This is a genomic window from Acidipropionibacterium jensenii (assembly GCF_005890135.1).
Classification (GTDB): domain Bacteria; phylum Actinomycetota; class Actinomycetes; order Propionibacteriales; family Propionibacteriaceae; genus Acidipropionibacterium; species Acidipropionibacterium jensenii.
The window spans coordinates 565,373-582,428 of the sequence record NZ_CP040635.1 but is presented as its reverse complement, the minus strand read 5'-3'; the positions used below and the strand labels follow the sequence as shown (position 1 = coordinate 582,428).

The window sequence follows — 17,056 nt, the reverse complement described above, 5'->3', positions numbered from 1 at the left end:
CGGATGGTGAGGTGGCAGATGGCAGACTCAGACATCGGCCCGGTGCCGCAGCCCGGCCTGGACAGAATGGTCGACTTCAGATCGGGGCCCGTCCTGGCCGCAGTGGTCCCCGACCAGAACCCGCTCGTCGTGGTGACTGCAGCGCGATTGGTCGCCGCGGTAGGCCAGTCGGTCGTTCAGTTGGCCTATGTCGACACCAGCCGGTACACCGTCGAGGAGTTGCCCGACGGATCGGTGCACCACGCCCCGCTGAGCCCCGACGCGGATGTCGAGGACTGGCACAGGGTGCGCGCCGAACTCGAGACCCAGATCGGCGAGGTGCTGGCTGGGTCCGGGACCTCCTGGAAGCTGTGGTACCTGGCGGGCCGACCCGACCGGTCCCTCACCCATCTGGCGCGAGTCCTGGACGCCTCCGTGATCGTCATCGGAACCCGCCACTCCCGGGGCGGACACCGTTTCGGCGAACTCCTGGAGGGGTCGGTGGCCGGCCATCTGGCCCACCACCAGCACCGGCCGGTGCTCACCGTGCCGGTCGAGACGATCGACTGGAAGGATTGGCGCACACCGTGGAGGCGATGACATCGGGAGCACCCGACACGCCGGACGACGGGGACGATCGCCCGGACCGCCGGGAAGAGACCACGGCGGGCATCAGGCACCGACCTCCGACCGGCGCCGGGGGAGCGGGTCAACTGCAACGGCGTGTCACCCCCACCTGGGCGCTGGCCGTGCTGGTCGGGGCGGGCGGCTGCCTCGGGACACTCCTGCGGGCGGTGCTGGAGAGCGCCGCGGCCGCCCCGCACGGCGACCTCCCGGTGACCACCCTGGCCATCAACCTGGTCGGCTCGGTGGTGCTGGGTGCACTGCTCGAGGGGCTGGCGCGCACCGGGGACGACGTCGGAGCCCGCAAGGCGGTGAGGCTGGGGGTGGGCACCGGAGTGATCGGCGGGTTCACCACCTACTCGACCTTCGCGGTGGAGGCCGACCGGTTGATCGGCGGCGGTTCGCCGCTGCTCGGTCTGGGCTATGCGGTCGGGTCGGTGGTCGCCGGGGTGCTGTGCGCCATCGGGGGGATCGTGCTGGCGCGCTGGTTCGTGTCCCGGTCGGCCGGTCGGCGTGACCGCGCCAGGACGGGGGAGAGCCGATGATCTGGTTGTTCGTCTCTCTGGCCGGTGGGCTGGGATCTGCCGCCCGGTTCATCGTCGACTCGTGGGTCGCCCGTCACAACCGTCTCAACACGCCGCTGGGCACCATCGTCATCAATGTGACCGCCTGCTTCATCCTCGGCCTGGCCACCGGGATGGGGATCGACCACACCATGACGCGGTCCTGGACGTCGGTGATCGGCACCGGGTTCTGCGGCGGCTACTCGACCTTCAGCACCGCCTCGGTGGAGGGGGCGCGGCTCATCCTGGTGGGCCGACCGTGGGTCGGGCTGGTGCATGCCGGCGGGATGCTGGTGCTCTGCCTGCTGGCGGCGGGACTGGGGATGACGCTGGGCTGAGGCCGCAGTCGAGCGGCGCTCAGCCCAGCGTCTTGAACTGGCTGGACGACACTCAGCCCAGGACCGCCAGCTCCTCCTCGGTGAGCTCCAGGTCGGTGGCCCTGAGGGAGTCCAGGATGGTCGCGCTGCGGTGCGATCCGGGAATCGGGATGACGTGCGGTCCCTTCGTCAGCTCCCAGGCCAGAATCACCTGGGCGCGGCTGACGGAGCGGGCATCGGCGATCTTCTGGAAGGGTTCGAAGAGCGCCTGGTCGAGGGCCGCCCGGTACCCGCCCAGCGGGCTCCACGCCACGAATGCCAGGCCGAGCTCCCCGGTGACCTCGATCTCGGGCTCCGAGCTGCGGAAGCCGGGGGAGAACTGGTTCTGCACCGCGACCAGCCGGTCCCCGAGGATCCGGTGGGCCAGACGAATCTGGTCGGGATTGGCGTTGGAGATGCCGACCACCGAGGCCACCTCCTCGTCGATGAGGTCGGCCAGCGCGCCGATCACCTTCTCGTAGGGGACGTCGGGGCTGGGACGGTGGGAGTACAGCAGATCGATGGTGTCGACCCCCAGCGCGCGGGCCGACTCGTGGGCGCGCTCCTTGAGATGGTCGGGATCGTCATCGATCCCCCAGGTGGGCCTGCCGTCGGTGAAGTTGCGGAAGTGACCGACCTTGGTCGCGATGGTGACCCGCGACTGGTCCCCCGACCAGGTGCGCAGCGCCTCGGCGGCCAGCTCCTCGCCGTACTGCGGGGTGTCGCCGGAGGGATAGTAGGCCCAGGCGGTGTCGATGTGGGTGACGCCGGCGTCCAGGACGTCGTGAATCACGGAGATCGCGGTCGCCCGGTCGGGGCGTCCCTCGATCGCCAGCGGCATGTTGCCGTAGGAGATGGCGCTGGCCTGGTAGGGGCCGAGCTTGCGGTACTTCATCGGATCCTCCCGAGTGCGAGGTGAGAAGGGGAAAGCGTCAATCCCGACCCTATCCACGAGTGGTCGTCCGACGGCTGCCGACCCGGGTCCCCAACGTTGCCAGAAACGGCGAATGGCTCGTGACCAGATCTTCATCCGGTCACGAGCCATTCGCATCGTGTGCGCGAGAGAGGAGTTGAACCTCCACGTCCCAAGGGACACTGGCACCTGAAGCCAGCGCGTCTGCCATTCCGCCACTCGCGCATGGACCCGCCGTGCGAACCCAACCCGGAAAACATAGCACGGCTTCGGCAGATGAGGAAAATTGCAGGTCGCGGTGGAGGACCCGGCGACCCCAGCGCACGAACGGTGATCACAGCGCACGAATGGCGGTGACAACGGCGATCGGAGGTGACAACGGCGGCGACAGCGCACGAACCGCGGTGACAACGGCGGTTGCGTACAGTGACTGCGTGTTCGAACTTCTGGCCGCCGCACTGGCCCTGGGCATTGCCGGCTTCGACCCGCTGGGTTCGGTGGTGCTGGTCGCGGCCCTGGGCCTGGGCGCCCGGCGAGCCGGGGTCATCGCGCTGGGTGGGGTCTCGGTGGGCACCTCCCTGCTGCTGGCCCTGGCGGGAACCTTCGGGCTGACCGAGCTCGCCCGGCGGATGGGCATCCACCCCCCGCACATCCCCCACCCGGTGTGGCTGGTGGCGGTCGCCGCGGTCGGACTGGCCCTGGTGATCTGGGGGATCGTCTACCTGCGTCAACGCTCAACGCCCCCCGGCAGCGGAGACGACGGCGTCGACGGTGACGGCGGTGAACCCGAGCAGGCCACCGATCAGCGGGCCGGCGGACGGGCCCGTCCCCGGTCCTCCAGCGCGCGCGCTCTGGCGCTGAGCGGCCTGCTGGTCGGACTGTCCTCGCTGGCCGATCCGGCCTTCTGGGCGATGGTGGTCCACGCCGCACGCTGGACGCGCCGGTCCTGGACGATCACCGAGGCGCTGATCTGGGTGGTGTGCAGCCACAGCCTGCTGATCACCCTGGTGGTGGTCTATCTGGTGGTCGGTGCGACACGGGTCGAACATCTCGTCGGCGAGGTCACCGGCTCCCACGCCACCGCGGTGCGACGGATCGTCGGCATCGCGGCGGTCGGGTTCGGCGTCGTCCTGCTGATCGACGTCGCGGTGGCGATGACCACCGGGTCGTGGTGGTTCAGTCTGTGAGGTCCCGCTCGACCGGCACCCGTCGGCGTCCCGACCTCCGGACCCCGACCAGCACCCCGCCGGCGATGCCCAGCGCCAGGCCGACCAGTCCGGCGCCGATCGCCACCAGCACCTGGGGACGCCCCCACGATCCTGACTGCACCCCGATCGTCTGACCCCGCGGCACCGGCCGACCCTTGGATGCGGCCGCACCGACCGCATTCGCCCGCGCGGCGACGGCGTCCAGGGTGGCCCTGAGCACCTGCGGGGTGTAGCGCCGGTGCACCACCAGACCCGACTGCAGTTCGGAGTCGAGGGTGGACTGCATGGTGAGGATTCGCGCCATCGCCGGCGCCGCGTCGCACACCGGGTCCCCGGCCAGGCAGATCGAGAAGGTCCCCGGATATGCCGTCGCCGGTATCAGAGCCTGATGGTCGGCGATGTCGGTGCGCGCCGCCGACATGTCGAAGGATCCCTTGTGGACGTCGATCGTGGTCTGGATGAGAGTCCTCACCTGGGCGCCGCGGTTCTCGCCGGCGGTGCCGACCTGTCCCCTGAGGTAGTACAGCAGGGCCGCCAGCCCGATCGAGTTGAGCGGGGCCGTCCCGGAGAGCTCCTGGACGTTCTGGCCCGGATGATGGTCGGGATTGCCGGCCAGGATCGCCCCGGCCAACCGGGTGCTGACGTCGGTGCGGGCCAGCGCCTCGGTGATCGCCTGGGCACCCTGGGAGAATCCGGCGAGCACCACCCACTCCCGGGGGCAGCGCTTCGACTGGCTGGTGAGCAGGGCCGACAGCCGCGTCGCACCGGTGGCGGCGGAGTCGAAGTACTCGGTCGAGGGCATCGTCTGGTCGAACAGCAGGGAGCTCATCGAGGCGTTCCGCAGGGTCAGCGGGTCGGACGCCTGGTAGTCGAGCCAGACCTGACGGACCGTCCCGCGCCCTTGCCATCGACTCGCCAGGGCGTCGCGGATGCCGGTGATGGTGGTCCCGTAGGGGGCCTTCTCACCGGAGCCGCGCACCCCCACGAACATCAGTGAGGCGCAGGGCTGGCTGGACGCCCTGGCCGAGGACACCGGCACCCCTCGCCACCCCTTGCCGGACGCCGCGCCGGCCCCGACCGCAGAGGGCCGGGCTGAAGAGGATCCAGAGGAGGATCCAGATGGGGATGCCCCGGTCGAGGACGCAGGGGCCGGCCCGGCCGGGGAGTCCTGGGCGACCGAGCTGCCCGAACCGCCCGAGCTGTCCGAGCCACTCGAGTCGCCGGGGTCGGCGGCGGCCGCCGGGGCGGCGAGCAGACTCAGTGCCAGCACCAGACTGATGAGTCGAGCCGGCTTCCCGAGGTGGTGGTGCAGCAGGGAGTGCAGTCGGGAAGCCATGGCCCCAGTCAACCAGTCGTCGCCAGCGCTACCCGTGTCGGTCCCAGAGGAGCGGTGGGAGTCCTCAGTCGACGATGAAGGTGCCCGTGATGCTCGTCGAGTCCAGCTCGCTGGTGTGGATGGCGAACCGGACCTGCACATTGGCGGCGTCGTCGGGTGCCGCCAGCCGTGCGGTCGGCAGGGCGTGGACGGTGTGGATGTAGCGGTGCGCCGGACCGGGCGGCGGGAAGGGGCCGGAGTAGCCGTCCTCCTGGGCGTCATTGACCCACTGGCGCGCACCCGACGGCAGCGGACCGCCCTCGGGAATCTCGGTGACGTCGGCCGGGATGTCGGCGAGGATCCAGTGCCAGAATCCCGACCCGGTCGGTGCATCGGGGTCGTAGATGGTGATGGCGTAGGACCTGGTGCCCTCCGGTCCCGGTGTCCAGGACAGCTGGGGGATGACATTGCTGCCGCCCACATTGGGGTGCGCGTAGGTCAGACCGATCGGCTCGCCGTCGGTGATGGAGGTGCTGGTGAGTTCCATGTCGACTCGTCCTTCCTCGTGGAGTGGGTCCCATCCTGCCGCCTGGACCCGCGGTTCGCTCGGACAACCGGGTCATCGGGCGCTGCGGCTCCCGCGGTTCGACCCGGACCGGCCCGCACCGGACCGGCCCGCACCGCACCGGACCGGGGAGATCCGCACCGGATCAATCAGGTCAGAACTGTTTCTGTCAGTCCATCCGGGCGAAGGCCCGGGTCCGCAGGACGAGCTCGTCGGCGTCGTCGCACTCGTCGAGATCCACCGTGGCGGCGATCGACCAGTCGTGGTTGCCCTCGGGATCGTCGATGATCTGGCGCACCAGCCAGATCCGCGAACCGCCCCGGCCGGACTCCTTCTCGACCATGAACAGGGCCGGGGAACGGGCGTCGGGCCCGTCGTTGAGCTTCTCGTGCTCGTCCCAGTAGGCGCCCAGGGCGTCCTCCCAGTCGTGGACCTTCATCGGGGAGCCCTCGGGCTCCAGGGCGGCCAGTCCCTCGAAGTCGTCGTCGGCGGCCAAAATCACCTTGCGGAACATCGCATTGCGCAGCGCCACCGTGAAGGCCCGCCGGTTGGAGGTGAAGGTCCGCACCGGACGGACCTCCTCGGCCCCCTCCTCCTCGGGCGGATGGGTCAGCGCCTCCCACTCGTCGATGAGGGAGGAGTCGGTGGTGCGGATCACTTCCCCCAGCCAGGCGACGATGTCGGCCAGATCCTCGGTCTGCTCGGCCTCCGGCACCGTCTGACGCAGCGCCCGGAAGGCATCGGTGAGGTAGCGCAGCACCAGCCCCTCGGACCGTTGCACCTTGTAAAAGGCGCAGAACTCGCCGAAGGTCATCGCCCGCTCGTACATGTCGCGGACGATCGACTTGGGGGACAGGGCGTCGGCCGGCACCCACGGGTGGGAGGGCGCGAAGATCTCGAACAGGGCGTCCAGGGTCTCGGCCAGCGGCTTGGGCCACTCGACCTCCTCGAGGGCGTCCATCCGCTCCTCGTAGTCCATCCCGTCGGCCTTCATCTCGCCGATCGCCTCGCCGCGGGCCTCGTGCTGCTGGGCGAAGAGCAGGGTCATCGGGTTGTCGAGGGTGGCCTCGATCACCGAGACGACGTCCAGGGCGTGGTTCTCGGACTCCGGGTCCAGGGTCTCGATGGCCTCGGCGGCGAAGGAGCTCAACGGCTGGTTGAGGGCGAAGTCCTCCTGCAGGTCCTCGTTCATGGCGTAGCGGCGCCCGCCCGGGGTCGGCTCGTCGAGCCGGTGCACCACCCCGGAGACCAGCAGAGCGTGGCCCAGCTGGAGGGACCGACGGTAGAGACGGCGTCTCTCCCGCGGGTTGCTCGTCGCCCCGTCGATGAGGTGCTTGGCGGCGACCACGGTGTCCTCGTCGCGCGACAGCAGGTTGAGCAGCATCGCGTCGGTGATCCGCATCCGGGCGTGCAGGGTCTCGGGGGTCGAGTCGATGAGCTTGCGGAAGGTCTCCTCGTCGTAGTTGACGAACCCGTCGGGGGCCTTGTGCTTCTGGATCCGGCGGGCCTTCTTGGCGTCCCCGCCGGCCTTGGCCAGGGCCTTGGCATTGGCGACGACGTGCTCGGGAGCCTGCGCGACGACGTAGCCGACGGTGTCGAACCCGGCGCGACCGGCCCGCCCGGCGATCTGGTGGAACTCGCGGGACTTCAGCACCCGCATCCGGGAGCCGTCGAACTTGGTGAGGGCGGTGAACATCACCGTGCGGATCGGCACATTGATGCCGACCCCCAGGGTGTCGGTGCCGCAGATCACCTTGAGCCGTCCCTGCTGGGCCAGGGTCTCCACCAGACGCCGGTACTTCGGGAGCATCCCGGCGTGGTGGACGCCGATCCCCGCCGTGATGAACTTGCGGACCGTCGAGCCGAACCCCTTCGAGAACCGGAAGTCGGCGATCTCGGCGGCGATGGCGTGGCGCTCCTCGGTGCTCACCAGCTTCATCGAGGTGAGCGACTGGGCGCGCTCCAGGGCCAGCCGCTGGGAGGGATGGACGATGTAGACCGGCGCCTTCCCGTCGTCGACCAGGTTCGCGATGGTGTCGTGGTCGGACTCCATCGACCACTCGTAGAGCAGCGGGACGGGCCGGGTCACCCCGGTGATGATCTCGGTGGGCCGTCCGGTGTCGGTGGTGAGGTTCTCGGCGAGCTGGGAGACGTCGCCCAGGGTGGCGCTCATGATGATCTGCTGGGCCTGGGGCAGCTCGGTGAGGGGCACCTGCCAGGCCCAGCCGCGGTCCGGGTCGCCGATGAAGTGGAACTCGTCCATCACGACCTGGTCGACCGCGGCGTGACGGCCCTCGCGCAGGGCGATGTTCGCCAGGATCTCGGCGGTGCAGCAGATGATCGGGGCGTCGGGGTTCACCGAGGCGTCGCCGGTGACCATTCCCACCCGGGCGGCCCCGAAGATCTCGCACAGGGAGAAGAACTTCTCGCTCACCAGGGCCTTGATGGGGGCGGTGTAGTAGGAGCAGCCGCCGCCGGCCACACAGGCGAAGTGGGCCGCGGTGGCGATCAGCGACTTCCCCGACCCGGTCGGGGTGGTGACGATGACATGGGAGCCGGTGACGATGTCGAGGATCGCCTCCTCCTGGTGCTCGTACATCTCCAGGCCGTCGGCGGCGACCGCCCTCTCCAGGTGGTCGATCGCCATGTCCGGATCGATCGCCCGGGCGCCGGGGGAGTCCCAGCCGCGGGGACGCTCCCCCCGGTCGGTCTCGACAGGGGGACGGCCGTCGACCATGTCATCGAGTGCCTCGGCCAGTCGCACGATCTCTCCTCAGGGTTGCCGCACAGGGTCTGACCCACGCTATCGGACCCGTCTGACAGGAACGTCCGGGAGGGGATAGTGGCAGAGGAGAGTGGCACCGGGAGGGGAGAGTGGCAGAGGAGAGAGGACCGGGGAAGAGGCGAGCAGCGGGCACGAGAGAGGGAACCGCGGAAGGCCCCGGACACCCAGGGTCGGTTTGGGCCCGCCGAGCGCGCGTCGGCATGATGGGGCCATGAGTTCTGATCCGGCGCCGACGGTGGAGCGCCTCCCTCTCCCCGAACCGGTGCTGGCCTCGCGGATCGTGGCGGTGCTGCACGATGTCGCAGCCGCCGACCTGTTCGCACCCGTGGAGGTGATGGTCGAGGAGGGGATCAAGGTCTTCAGCCTGCCGGCCGGGGACCTCGAGAGGTTCACCACGGTGACCTCGGTCTTCGGGGCCCGCGCCAGTTTCGCGGTGCACGGCGTCATGACGATCGACGAGATCGACCCGCTGGTGGCGGCCGGGGTGTCGATGTGTCTTCCGGTGGCGGCCACCCCCGAGCTGCTCGCCGAGCTGCGGGCCGCGGGGATCGCCGCGGCTCCCGACGCGCTGACCCCCATCGAGGTGAGGGCGGCCTGGGCGGCCGGTGCCGACGCGGTCCAGGTGATCCCGGCCGATCTGGGCGGGGCGACCTACGGGGAGAGCCTGTCGGCGCTGGCTCCGGGAGCCGTCTGCGTGCCGCGCGGCGGTGTGGGGAGTTACGCGATGCGCAACTGGCTGATGGCCGGCGCCCCGGCGGTCTGCCTGGACGACAGCCTGGTCGGCGACGCCTGCCGCGGCGGCACCCTGCCCTCCCTGCGGGAACGGTGCCGTTCCGTGCTGGCGGTCATCACCGACATCCGGGCCTGAGGGCCGGCAGCCCGGCTCTCCGGGTTCAGCTGAACAGGTCGTTGGCCCCGTCGGAACTGCCCTGGTGGGGGTCCCGGCCGTGCCGGATCCGGTGGATGAGTCGCGCCAGCGCCCGGATCACCCAGCCGATCAGCGCCAGGGCGACCAGGCCGCCCAGGACCACCAGGAAGATGCCGACCGCCCGGCGTCCACCGAAGGAGTCCAGCACTCCTGGCGGGGTCGCCGTGCCGCTGGAGGCGGGCAGTGATGCCGCTCCCGGGCTGGGGACATCCGAGGTCCCTGCACCCGCAACATCGGTCGAGGAGCTGTCGGGGACGGCCTCGGCGTCCTGACCGGCTGTCTGCGTGTCCGTCGGCTGGGGCGAGGGGGACGACGGGGTGGCGGCGCCGGCCACCACCGTGAACCGCCACTGCTGACTGGTGGCGCGGTACCGGGTGTCGCCGACCAGACTCGCCCGGATGGTCGCCGGCCCGCCCGCGGTGCCGAGGGGCACCTGGAGGGCTGCGGTGAACCGGCCCTGGCGATCGGTCGCCGAGAAGGCCCGGGGGACGTCGGAGAAGGATCCCTGGATGGCGATCGAGGCGCCGTCGACGGGCTTCCCGTCGGTGCGGGTCAGGCGTCCGGCGATGTGGATGACGGTGCCGGGTGCGCCGCTGGAGGGAGTCATCGTCGCGGCCAGCCGGGCCTGAGGAAGATCCCGGGCCGGGGCGGGTGGGTTAGCCGCGGAGTCCGCCGGCAGCGATGCCCGGGCCACGAGACGAGCCGGGGCCCGGTGAGGGGCGGCGACGACACGAACGGGAGCTGCGGCGGCGACACCGGCTGCGGCGACACGCACAGAAGCTGGGTGAACGGAGGCGGCGGCCGCGCGGTCACTGCCCAGAACAGACCCTCCCCAGGCCAACGACATCGCGACGACGGCGGCCGCCATTGCCATGGTCACCGGCCTGCTGCCTGCGCGCATCGACTCTCCGTCCTGGCCCCTGGACCCGGCCGGCCGGTCCCGGCCGCCTCCGATCACGGTTCGTGATCAGGATAGTGGCGTGATCTGCCCGGCCATCTCCTAGTGTGGGACCCATGCAGACACCGGTTGATGCCACCACCACCCCCGCCTGGGCAACGCTGGCCCAGCTTCAGCCCACCATCATCGACGGCCCCCACGTGATGCGCCGCTGGTTCGACGCCGACCCCGCACGATCCGAGCGCTACGCCTTCTCCGCCGCCGATCTCCACGTCGACCTGTCCAAGAACCTGCTCACCGACGAGGTCCGCGACGCCCTCCTCGAGCTGGCCGATGAGGTGGGCATCGCCGCACGCCGCGACGCCATGTACTCCGGCGAGCACATCAATGTCACCGAGGACCGGGCCGTTCTGCACACCGCCCTGCGGCGTCCCGCGGGCGACTCGCTGACCGTCGACGGGCAGGACGTCGTCGCCGACGTCCACGAGGTCCTCGACCGGATCTACGCCTTCGCCGAGAAGGTCCGCTCGGGCCAGTGGGTGGGTGCCACCGGCAAGCCGATCCGCACCGTCGTCAACATCGGCATCGGCGGCTCCGACCTCGGTCCGGTGATGGCCTACGAGGCCCTCAAGCCCTACGTCAAGGAGGGTCTGGAGTGCCGTTTCATCTCCAACATCGACCCCACCGACGCCGCCGTCAAGACCGCTGATCTGGATCCCGAGACCACCCTGGTGATCGTGGCGTCGAAGACCTTCGGCACCCTGGAGACCCTCACCAACGCCCGCTGCGTGCGCGCCTGGCTGCTCGACTCCCTGGTGGCCTCCGGGGCGATCGAGGACACCGATGAGGCCCGCAGCGCCGCCGTCGCCAAGCATTTCGTCGCCGTCTCCACCGCCCTCGACAAGGTCGCCGCCTTCGGTATCGACCCGGCCAACGCGTTCGGCTTCTGGAGCTGGGTCGGCGGCCGCTACTCGGTCGACTCCGCGGTCGGAACCTCCCTGGCAGTGGCCATCGGGCCCGAGGGGTTCGCCGACTTCTTGGCCGGCTTCCACGCCATCGACGAGCACTTCGCCACCGCCGACCCGGCCCACAACGTCCCGCTGCTGATGGGTCTGCTCAACGTCTGGTACGTGAACTTCTGGAAGGCCGAGTCCCACGCGGTGCTGCCCTACTCGCAGTACATGCACCGCTTCCCGGCCTACCTCCAGCAGCTCACCATGGAGTCCAACGGCAAGTCGGTGCGCTGGGACGGCACCCCGGTGACCACCGCCACCGGTGAGGTCTTCTGGGGGGAGCCCGGCACCAACGGCCAGCACGCCTTCTACCAGCTGATTCACCAGGGCACCCGGCTCATCCCGGCCGACTTCCTCGCCTTCGCCAACCCGACCCATCCCACCAAGGACGGGACGGTCGACGTCCACGAGCTGTTCCTGTCGAACTTCTTCGCCCAGACCGCTGCCCTGGCCTTCGGCAAGACCGCCGAGGAGGTGCGCGCCGAGGGGACCGCCGAGGCCATCGTGCCGGCCCGGGTGTTCCCCGGCGACCGTCCGACCACCTCGATCATGGCCGCCGAGCTGTCCCCGAAGGTGCTCGGCGAACTCATCGCCCTCTACGAGCACATCACCTTCGTGGAGGGTGCGGTGTGGGGGATCGACTCCTTTGACCAGTGGGGTGTCGAGCTCGGCAAGAAGCTCGCCCTCCAGGTAGCCCCGGCGGTCTCCGGGGACGACGCGGCGCTGGTGGCCCAGGACTCCTCGACCCAGGGTCTGGTGACCTGGTACCGCCAGCACCGGCACTGAACCCCTGTGTGCCCCTGCCGGACGTGCTGTCCGGCAGGGGGCGACCCGGGCGTGCCCGGCGCGGCCCTGGCCGGGGCTCTTCGTGATCCGACTCACCCGGTGTGAGTGCGGAACAGGTCCACCAGCTCCCGGGTGTAGGGGTCGCGATCGGACGAGAGCAGGTCCGTCGAGTCGCACTCGTCGACGAAACGGCCCGCTCTCATCACGATCGTCCGGTCGGCGAGGAACCGTGCCGCTCCCAGGTCATGGGTGATGAAGAGCATCGCCACCCCCAGCTCCTCGCGCAGATCCTTCAGCAGGTTGAGCAGCCGCGCCTGGATCGACACGTCGAGGCTGGCGGTGGGCTCGTCGAGGATCACCACCTCGGGCTGGACGCTGAGCGCCCGTGCGATCGAGACCCGCTGAAGCTGTCCGCCGGACAGGGATCCGGGAAGCCGGTCGAGGAGGTCCGCCTCCGGGTGCACCTGCCGCAGCAGATCCGAGGCCAGCTCACGGCGTCCGACCCCTCGCTCGGCCATCAGTCTCTGGAGGGTCTCGGGCTGGCAGTCCAGCGGTTCCAGCAGTGACCCGATGATCGGGATCCGCGAGTTGAAGGATCCGCTGGCGTCCTGGAGGACCACCTGCATCCGGCGACGCTGGTCGCGGTGGCTGCGGCCGCGCAGGGCGGTGATCTCCTGGGATCCGATCCACACCCGTCCCGAGGCCATCCGCTGGACCCCCAGCAGGCAGCGCGCCAGGGTGCTCTTGCCCGATCCGCTCTGGCCCACCAGACCCGCGCACTCTCCCCGGGCGATGCTCAGCGACACCCCGTCCACCGCGGTGAGCCCGTTCCGGTAGGTCATCGTGATGCCCTCGGCCCGCAGCGCCGGAGTCGCGGCCGACGTCGATTCCGGGGCTGTTGCAGCGGTCTCGGCACTCATGAGGCCTCCTCGGTGGAGTCGTCCGGGTCGTCGAGGACCGGCAGCCGGTCCAGATCCTGGTCGACCATCGGGACGGAGGCGAACAGGTTGCGGGTGTAGGGGTCCTGCGGATCGGCCACCACCTTCGAAGTCGGACCGGTCTCGACGATCCGGCCGCGGCGCATCACCGCGATTCGGTCGGCGCGGGCGGACACGCAGCGCAGATCGTGGGTGATGAACAGCACCGCGCATCCGGTGGACCGCCTCAGATCGTCCACCCTCTCGAGGACGTCGGCCTGGGTGGCGGCGTCCAGGGCGGTGGTCGGCTCGTCGGCGATGAGCAGTTTCGGCCTGCCCATCAGGGCGGTGGCCAGCACCACCCTCTGGAGCTGACCCCCGCTGAGCTGGAAGGGATACCGCTCGGCGGTGATCAGCGGATCCAGCCCCACCCTCTCCAGGGCGTCTGTGATCCGGCCGCGGCACTGCCCCCGGCTCAACCTCTCATGGGCCCTCAGGGCCTCCGTCATGTGCGCACCGATCCGGTAGTAGGGGGAGAAGGCGGCACCGTAGTTCTGGAAGACGTAGCAGATGCTGCGCCCCAGTTCCCGGCGGAGTCGTCGACGGCCGGCGGTCAGCAGATCCAGATCCCCCAGCCGCAGCGCGTCGGCGTTGCGGTGCAGGGAGCGGGGCAGCAGGTCGCCGATGGCATGGGCGGAGATGCTCTTTCCCGAGCCGCTCTCCCCGATGACCGCGAACCACTCGCCGGCGTCGACGGAGAAGGAGACGCCGTGGACGATCTCGCGGTCGGCGGTGCCGATGGTCAGTCCGGACACCTCAAGCATGGGACTCTCCTGTCTGGTCGAGGGAGTACCTCGCGCTGAGCCGGTCTCCGGCCAGGCTGGTGAGGATGACGACCAGGAAGATCGCCATTCCCGGGGCCAGCATGAGGATGGTGGTGCGGGTGAAGTAGGCCCGACCCTCGCTGAGCATCGCCCCCCACTCGGGGGAGGGCTGGGGCACGCCGAGTCCCAGGAAGGACAGCGAGGCCACCAGAAGCACGATCTTGCCGACATCCAGGGTCGCCAGGGACAGCACCGGGCCCACCACATGGGGAATGAGGTGGCGGGTGATGGTGCGGGTCCTCGATGAACCACTGACGGCCGAGACCATGAAGTAGTCCTGGGTCTTCTCCTGGATGACGATGGACCGGACCAGTCGGGTGTACCCCACCCACTTGACGACGACGACCGCCAGCACGAGGTTGAGGAAGCCCGGGCCCATCAGCCCGGTGAGGACGATGGCAACCACGTACTCGGGGAATGACATGAAGGCGTCGGACACCCTCATCGTCACCCAGTCGGTCCCCCTGCCCAGATATCCGGAGTAGAGCCCCAACGGGACTCCGACCAGCACCGAGGCGGCGAGCGCCACCAGGGCGATGCCGACCGTGGTGCGTCCCCCGGTGAGCACCCGCGACAGGACGTCGCGGCCCAGTTGGTCGGTGCCGAGCAGATGGTTGGCACTGATCGGCCGAAGGCTCTGGCCGAGATCGACCAGATAGGGGTCGTGCGGAGCCAGCCAGGGCCCCGCAAGGACCACCGCCAGCAGAATGCCGGCGGCGATCAGCAGCGGCCGGGCGGATCCGGAGCCGGTCCTGCGGGCCGATCGGGCCGATCGGGCCGATCGGGCCGATCGGGTCCGTGACAGGAGTGTTCTCATGCCCGGGCACCTCCCTTCAGGCGCACCTCGGGGCTGATGACGCGGTAGGAGAGGTCGACGAGCAGGTTGATGGCCAGAACAGCCAGACCGATCACCAGCACGAACCCCTGGACGACGCCGTAGTCGCGGCGGGTGACGGCCTCGACGGCCAGTTTGCCCATCCCGGGAAGACCGAAGATGGCCTCGACCACCACCGATCCCGACAGCAGACTGCCCAGGCTGACCCCCATCATCGTCACCACCGGGATGAGACTTCCGCGCAGCACGTGGCGGGAGCGGATGATGCCGAAGGGCACTCCGCGGGACCGCGCCGAGCGGACGAACTCCTTGTTCACGGTCTCCCCGTAGCTCTGCCGGTAGATCTTGATGAACGGCGGCGCGATGGCCGCCGCCAGGCTGACCGTCGGCAGCACCAGTCCCAGACCCTGGTGCCAGCCGGAGGCGGGAAGGAGGTCGAGGTCCACGGCGAACCACTGGATCAGCAGGAGCCCGAGCCAGAAGGTCGGCATCGACGCGGCGACGTAGTTGAACATGCTGACGGCCCTGTCCGGCCACCCTCCCCGGAAGGCCGCCGAGACCGTTCCGAGCAGGATCACCAGGACGAAGGTCAGCGCCAGGGCCGAACCGGCCAGCAGCAGAGTGGCCGGCAGGGTCTGGGCGATCTCGGCGGCGACCGGCTGACCGGTCATCACCGAGGTGCCCAGGTCTCCGTGCAGCAGCCCGGTGAGGTAGTGCCAGTACCGCACCGGCAGCGGATCGGTGAGACCCATCTGCTCCCGGTAGGCCTGGATCTCGGACTGGCTCAGAGCCACCGTGTCGACGCGCAGCATGGACAGCGCGGCGTCTCCGGGGGCCAGGGCGACGATGAGGAAGCTGGGCAGGGTGATCACCCAGACCATCAGCACCACCTCCCCGGCCTTCCGGAGGATTGCGGGCAGCTGGTCAGGCACGGGCCAGGTCCTTGGTGATCATCGGGTACTCGAACTCATTGGGCGGGGTGATCCAGCCGGTCACCGAGGAGTCGTAGGCCGCTGTCTCGTTCGGGGAGACCAGGTATGTGTTGTAGTACTTGTCGCGCACGGTGGCGGCGATCCTGCGGGCGATCCCGGCCCGCGGCTTCTCCCCGACCGTCGTGTTGTAGGAGGCGATGAGGGAGGTGACCGCGGGGTCGTCGAGGGAGCCGTGGTTCTGCGCTCCTCCGGGGGCCAGCGAGCCGTTGACGAAGTAGGACCCGTCTCCTCGCGTGATGGTGTTCACCGAGTAGGTGGCGACGTCCCATCTGCTCCTGTTCTGGGTGAGGTACTCGTCGATGTTGTCGGCGGTGACGATCTTGAAGGAGATGCCGACTCGGGAGGCGGCGTTCTCCAGGACCTGCGCCATCTGAGGCAGCTCCGGTCGGGCGACATAGGTGACGATGGTCATCGAGATCGGCTTGCCGGAGTCGGTGACCTTGCCCCCGGAGACGCTCAGGCCGGCGGCGGAGAAGTGGGCGAGGGCCGCGGCGGTGCCCTTCTGGCGGGTCGGGCCGGGTGCCGGTGAGATCTCGCGCTTGCCGGGGAAGGGGTTGTCGGTGGCGACCCCCTGGCCGCTCATCACCGTTCTGGTGATCGAGTCGCGGTCCATCAGGGCATCGATGCCGCGTCGGAACTCCAGGTTCTTCCACAGCCGGGCGTTGGGGCCGGCGTAGTTGTGGATGAGGTGGTAGACGCGGGTGCCGGGCACCGACTCGACGGTGAACTTGGAGTCCTTCTTCAGGGCGTCGAGGCTCTCGGTGGAGGGCCGGTAGATGAGATCGGCCTCCCCCCGGACTGCAGCGCGAGCAGGCGGGCGTTGGCGTCGTCATTGGCGGTCATCGTGACGTGGGCCAGCTTGGGTCGCCCGCCCCAGTACTGGTCGAAGCGGCTGAGCTTGGTCTCCCCTCTGATGTCGAAGGAGTCGATCTTGAAGGGCCCGGTGCCGACCGGGACTTTCACCCCCGCGGCGGTGTCGATGATGGCGGTGTTGAAGTGCACGAAGTCCGAGGGCAGTCCGGGATGGCGCTCGGTGGTGCGGATCCTCAGGGTCTGGCCCTGGGTGCTCATCGAGGCGATCGGCAGCAGCTTGGCGACGCCGGGGTTGACCTTGCGCGCGCGCTCGATGTTCTTCCTGACCTCCTCGGCGGTCAGGGTCTTGCCGTTGTGGAACTTCACCCCGTCACGGATCGTGAAGGTCCAGTTCTGGCCGTCCTTGCTGTCCCACTTGGTTGCCAGCGAGGGTTTCAGGGTGCTCGTCCTGGGGTCGAGAGCGACGAGGGTCTCGACCGCGCCGGAGTTGAGGGTGAAAGCCGCCTGGACGAGATGGGGGTCGGTGGTGTTGGCGGCGATGACGGTGACGAAGTTGAGGGAGTCCTTGGTCGCTGACTCCCCATCTCCCGGTACGGAGCAGCCGGTCATGGCGAGTGCCACGGCGACCACGGCTGCTGCGATTCTGGGGAGTTTCATGGGGCTGGTGCCTCCTCTGGACGTC

General features: G+C 69.6%; 17 protein-coding genes and 1 tRNA gene. 6 read left to right on the top strand and 12 right to left on the bottom strand.

Annotated elements, in window-relative coordinates; genetic code table 11:
- The first annotated feature begins 18 nt into the window (after positions 1-18).
- Genes FEZ32_RS02655 through FEZ32_RS02645 form a run of 3 tightly spaced genes read left to right on the top strand, consistent with a single transcriptional unit; the run spans position 19 to position 1,504 of the window.
- On the top strand, positions 19-579 hold the full coding sequence (locus FEZ32_RS02655; RefSeq protein ID WP_028703345.1) for a universal stress protein: 561 nt from the start codon (positions 19-21) through the stop codon (positions 577-579).
- On the top strand, positions 576-1,148 hold the full coding sequence (locus FEZ32_RS02650; RefSeq protein WP_084149423.1) for a fluoride efflux transporter FluC: 573 nt from the start codon (positions 576-578) through the stop codon (positions 1,146-1,148). Before FEZ32_RS02655 ends, FEZ32_RS02650 begins: the two co-directional genes overlap by 4 nt.
- Entirely contained in the window at positions 1,145-1,504 is a 360-nt protein-coding gene (locus tag FEZ32_RS02645; protein WP_138679830.1) for a fluoride efflux transporter FluC, read from the top strand. Before FEZ32_RS02650 ends, FEZ32_RS02645 begins: the two co-directional genes overlap by 4 nt.
- Before the next feature lie 52 nt (positions 1,505-1,556).
- On the opposite strand, the gene FEZ32_RS02640 is transcribed toward FEZ32_RS02645, so the two are convergent.
- Positions 1,557-2,417 (bottom strand): aldo/keto reductase, encoded by an 861-nt coding sequence (locus FEZ32_RS02640; RefSeq protein ID WP_028703347.1) that lies wholly within the window; start codon positions 2,415-2,417, stop codon positions 1,557-1,559.
- 160 nt (positions 2,418-2,577) lie between these two features.
- A tRNA-Leu gene (locus FEZ32_RS02635) sits at positions 2,578-2,660 on the bottom strand.
- 209 nt (positions 2,661-2,869) lie between these two features.
- Here FEZ32_RS02635 and FEZ32_RS02630 point away from each other — a divergent pair.
- The gene (locus tag FEZ32_RS02630; RefSeq protein ID WP_097799419.1) at positions 2,870-3,622 is read left to right on the top strand and encodes a hypothetical protein; all 753 of its coding nucleotides are present in this window, start codon (positions 2,870-2,872) and stop codon (positions 3,620-3,622) included.
- Here the strand turns inward: FEZ32_RS02630 and FEZ32_RS02625 are convergent.
- From FEZ32_RS02625 to FEZ32_RS02615, 3 genes are all read right to left on the bottom strand, one after another.
- Positions 3,612-4,682, bottom strand: coding sequence for a cutinase family protein (locus FEZ32_RS02625; protein WP_028703349.1), 1,071 nt, complete (start codon positions 4,680-4,682; stop codon positions 3,612-3,614). The two genes, FEZ32_RS02630 and FEZ32_RS02625, sit on opposite strands and share 11 nt — an antisense overlap.
- Positions 4,683-5,043: 361 nt before the next feature.
- Positions 5,044-5,505: a YbhB/YbcL family Raf kinase inhibitor-like protein gene (locus FEZ32_RS02620; protein ID WP_097799417.1), complete on the bottom strand. Its 462-nt coding sequence runs from the start codon at positions 5,503-5,505 to the stop codon at positions 5,044-5,046.
- Positions 5,506-5,692: 187 nt separating this feature from the next.
- The gene (locus tag FEZ32_RS02615; protein ID WP_028703351.1) at positions 5,693-8,287 is read right to left on the bottom strand and encodes a DEAD/DEAH box helicase; all 2,595 of its coding nucleotides are present in this window, start codon (positions 8,285-8,287) and stop codon (positions 5,693-5,695) included.
- 232 nt (positions 8,288-8,519) lie between these two features.
- Here FEZ32_RS02615 and FEZ32_RS02610 point away from each other — a divergent pair, with 232 nt between their 5' ends.
- Positions 8,520-9,176: a beta/alpha barrel domain-containing protein gene (locus FEZ32_RS02610; RefSeq protein WP_138679829.1), complete on the top strand. Its 657-nt coding sequence runs from the start codon at positions 8,520-8,522 to the stop codon at positions 9,174-9,176.
- Between the two features lie 25 nt (positions 9,177-9,201).
- On the opposite strand, the gene FEZ32_RS02605 is transcribed toward FEZ32_RS02610, so the two are convergent.
- Positions 9,202-9,843 carry a carboxypeptidase-like regulatory domain-containing protein gene (locus FEZ32_RS02605; RefSeq protein ID WP_138679828.1) on the bottom strand — a complete coding sequence of 214 codons (642 nt, stop codon included), beginning with the start codon at positions 9,841-9,843 and terminating at the stop codon, positions 9,202-9,204.
- Between the two features lie 407 nt (positions 9,844-10,250).
- On the opposite strand from FEZ32_RS02605, the gene pgi reads away from it, so the two are divergent.
- The gene (gene pgi / locus FEZ32_RS02600; RefSeq protein ID WP_138679827.1) at positions 10,251-11,933 is read left to right on the top strand and encodes a glucose-6-phosphate isomerase; all 1,683 of its coding nucleotides are present in this window, start codon (positions 10,251-10,253) and stop codon (positions 11,931-11,933) included.
- A 92-nt stretch (positions 11,934-12,025) separates the two neighbouring features.
- On the opposite strand, the gene FEZ32_RS02595 is transcribed toward pgi, so the two are convergent.
- The 6 genes from FEZ32_RS02595 to FEZ32_RS14010 are packed head-to-tail and all read right to left on the bottom strand — an operon-like array spanning position 12,026 to position 17,031.
- On the bottom strand, positions 12,026-12,853 hold the full coding sequence (locus tag FEZ32_RS02595; RefSeq protein ID WP_138679826.1) for an ABC transporter ATP-binding protein: 828 nt from the start codon (positions 12,851-12,853) through the stop codon (positions 12,026-12,028).
- Positions 12,850-13,674, bottom strand: a complete 825-nt coding sequence (locus FEZ32_RS02590; RefSeq protein WP_138679825.1) for an ABC transporter ATP-binding protein — start codon at positions 13,672-13,674, stop codon at positions 12,850-12,852. The genes FEZ32_RS02595 and FEZ32_RS02590 overlap by 4 nt, the downstream gene beginning before the upstream one ends.
- Entirely contained in the window at positions 13,667-14,551 is an 885-nt protein-coding gene (gene nikC, locus FEZ32_RS02585) for a nickel transporter permease (protein WP_138679824.1), read from the bottom strand. Before nikC ends, FEZ32_RS02590 begins: the two co-directional genes overlap by 8 nt.
- The gene (locus FEZ32_RS02580; RefSeq protein ID WP_138679823.1) at positions 14,548-15,501 is read right to left on the bottom strand and encodes an ABC transporter permease; all 954 of its coding nucleotides are present in this window, start codon (positions 15,499-15,501) and stop codon (positions 14,548-14,550) included. Before FEZ32_RS02580 ends, nikC begins: the two co-directional genes overlap by 4 nt.
- Positions 15,494-16,339, bottom strand: coding sequence for an ABC transporter substrate-binding protein (locus FEZ32_RS14015; RefSeq protein WP_138679822.1), 846 nt, complete (start codon positions 16,337-16,339; stop codon positions 15,494-15,496). The genes FEZ32_RS02580 and FEZ32_RS14015 overlap by 8 nt, the downstream gene beginning before the upstream one ends.
- The gene (locus FEZ32_RS14010) at positions 16,303-17,031 is read right to left on the bottom strand and encodes an ABC transporter substrate-binding protein (RefSeq protein WP_138679821.1); all 729 of its coding nucleotides are present in this window, start codon (positions 17,029-17,031) and stop codon (positions 16,303-16,305) included. Before FEZ32_RS14010 ends, FEZ32_RS14015 begins: the two co-directional genes overlap by 37 nt.
- Between the last annotated feature and the right edge of the window lie 25 nt (positions 17,032-17,056).

Excerpts from the sequence above, each read along its gene's own strand:
- FEZ32_RS02655 (WP_028703345.1), top strand. The coding sequence starts at position 19 with ATGGCAGACTCAGACATCGGCCCGGTGCCGCAGCCCGGCCTGGACAGA.
- FEZ32_RS02650 (WP_084149423.1), top strand. The coding sequence starts at position 576 with ATGACATCGGGAGCACCCGACACGCCGGACGACGGGGACGATCGCCCG.
- FEZ32_RS02645 (WP_138679830.1), top strand. The coding sequence starts at position 1,145 with ATGATCTGGTTGTTCGTCTCTCTGGCCGGTGGGCTGGGATCTGCCGCC.
- FEZ32_RS02640 (WP_028703347.1), bottom strand. The coding sequence starts at position 2,417 with ATGAAGTACCGCAAGCTCGGCCCCTACCAGGCCAGCGCCATCTCCTAC.
- FEZ32_RS02620 (WP_097799417.1), bottom strand. The coding sequence starts at position 5,505 with ATGGAACTCACCAGCACCTCCATCACCGACGGCGAGCCGATCGGTCTG.
- FEZ32_RS02610 (WP_138679829.1), top strand. The coding sequence starts at position 8,520 with ATGAGTTCTGATCCGGCGCCGACGGTGGAGCGCCTCCCTCTCCCCGAA.
- FEZ32_RS02605 (WP_138679828.1), bottom strand. The coding sequence starts at position 9,843 with ATGACTCCCTCCAGCGGCGCACCCGGCACCGTCATCCACATCGCCGGA.
- pgi (WP_138679827.1), top strand. The coding sequence starts at position 10,251 with ATGCAGACACCGGTTGATGCCACCACCACCCCCGCCTGGGCAACGCTG.
- FEZ32_RS02595 (WP_138679826.1), bottom strand. The coding sequence starts at position 12,853 with ATGAGTGCCGAGACCGCTGCAACAGCCCCGGAATCGACGTCGGCCGCG.
- FEZ32_RS02590 (WP_138679825.1), bottom strand. The coding sequence starts at position 13,674 with ATGCTTGAGGTGTCCGGACTGACCATCGGCACCGCCGACCGCGAGATC.
- nikC (WP_138679824.1), bottom strand. The coding sequence starts at position 14,551 with ATGAGAACACTCCTGTCACGGACCCGATCGGCCCGATCGGCCCGATCG.
- FEZ32_RS14010 (WP_138679821.1), bottom strand. The coding sequence starts at position 17,031 with ATGAAACTCCCCAGAATCGCAGCAGCCGTGGTCGCCGTGGCACTCGCC.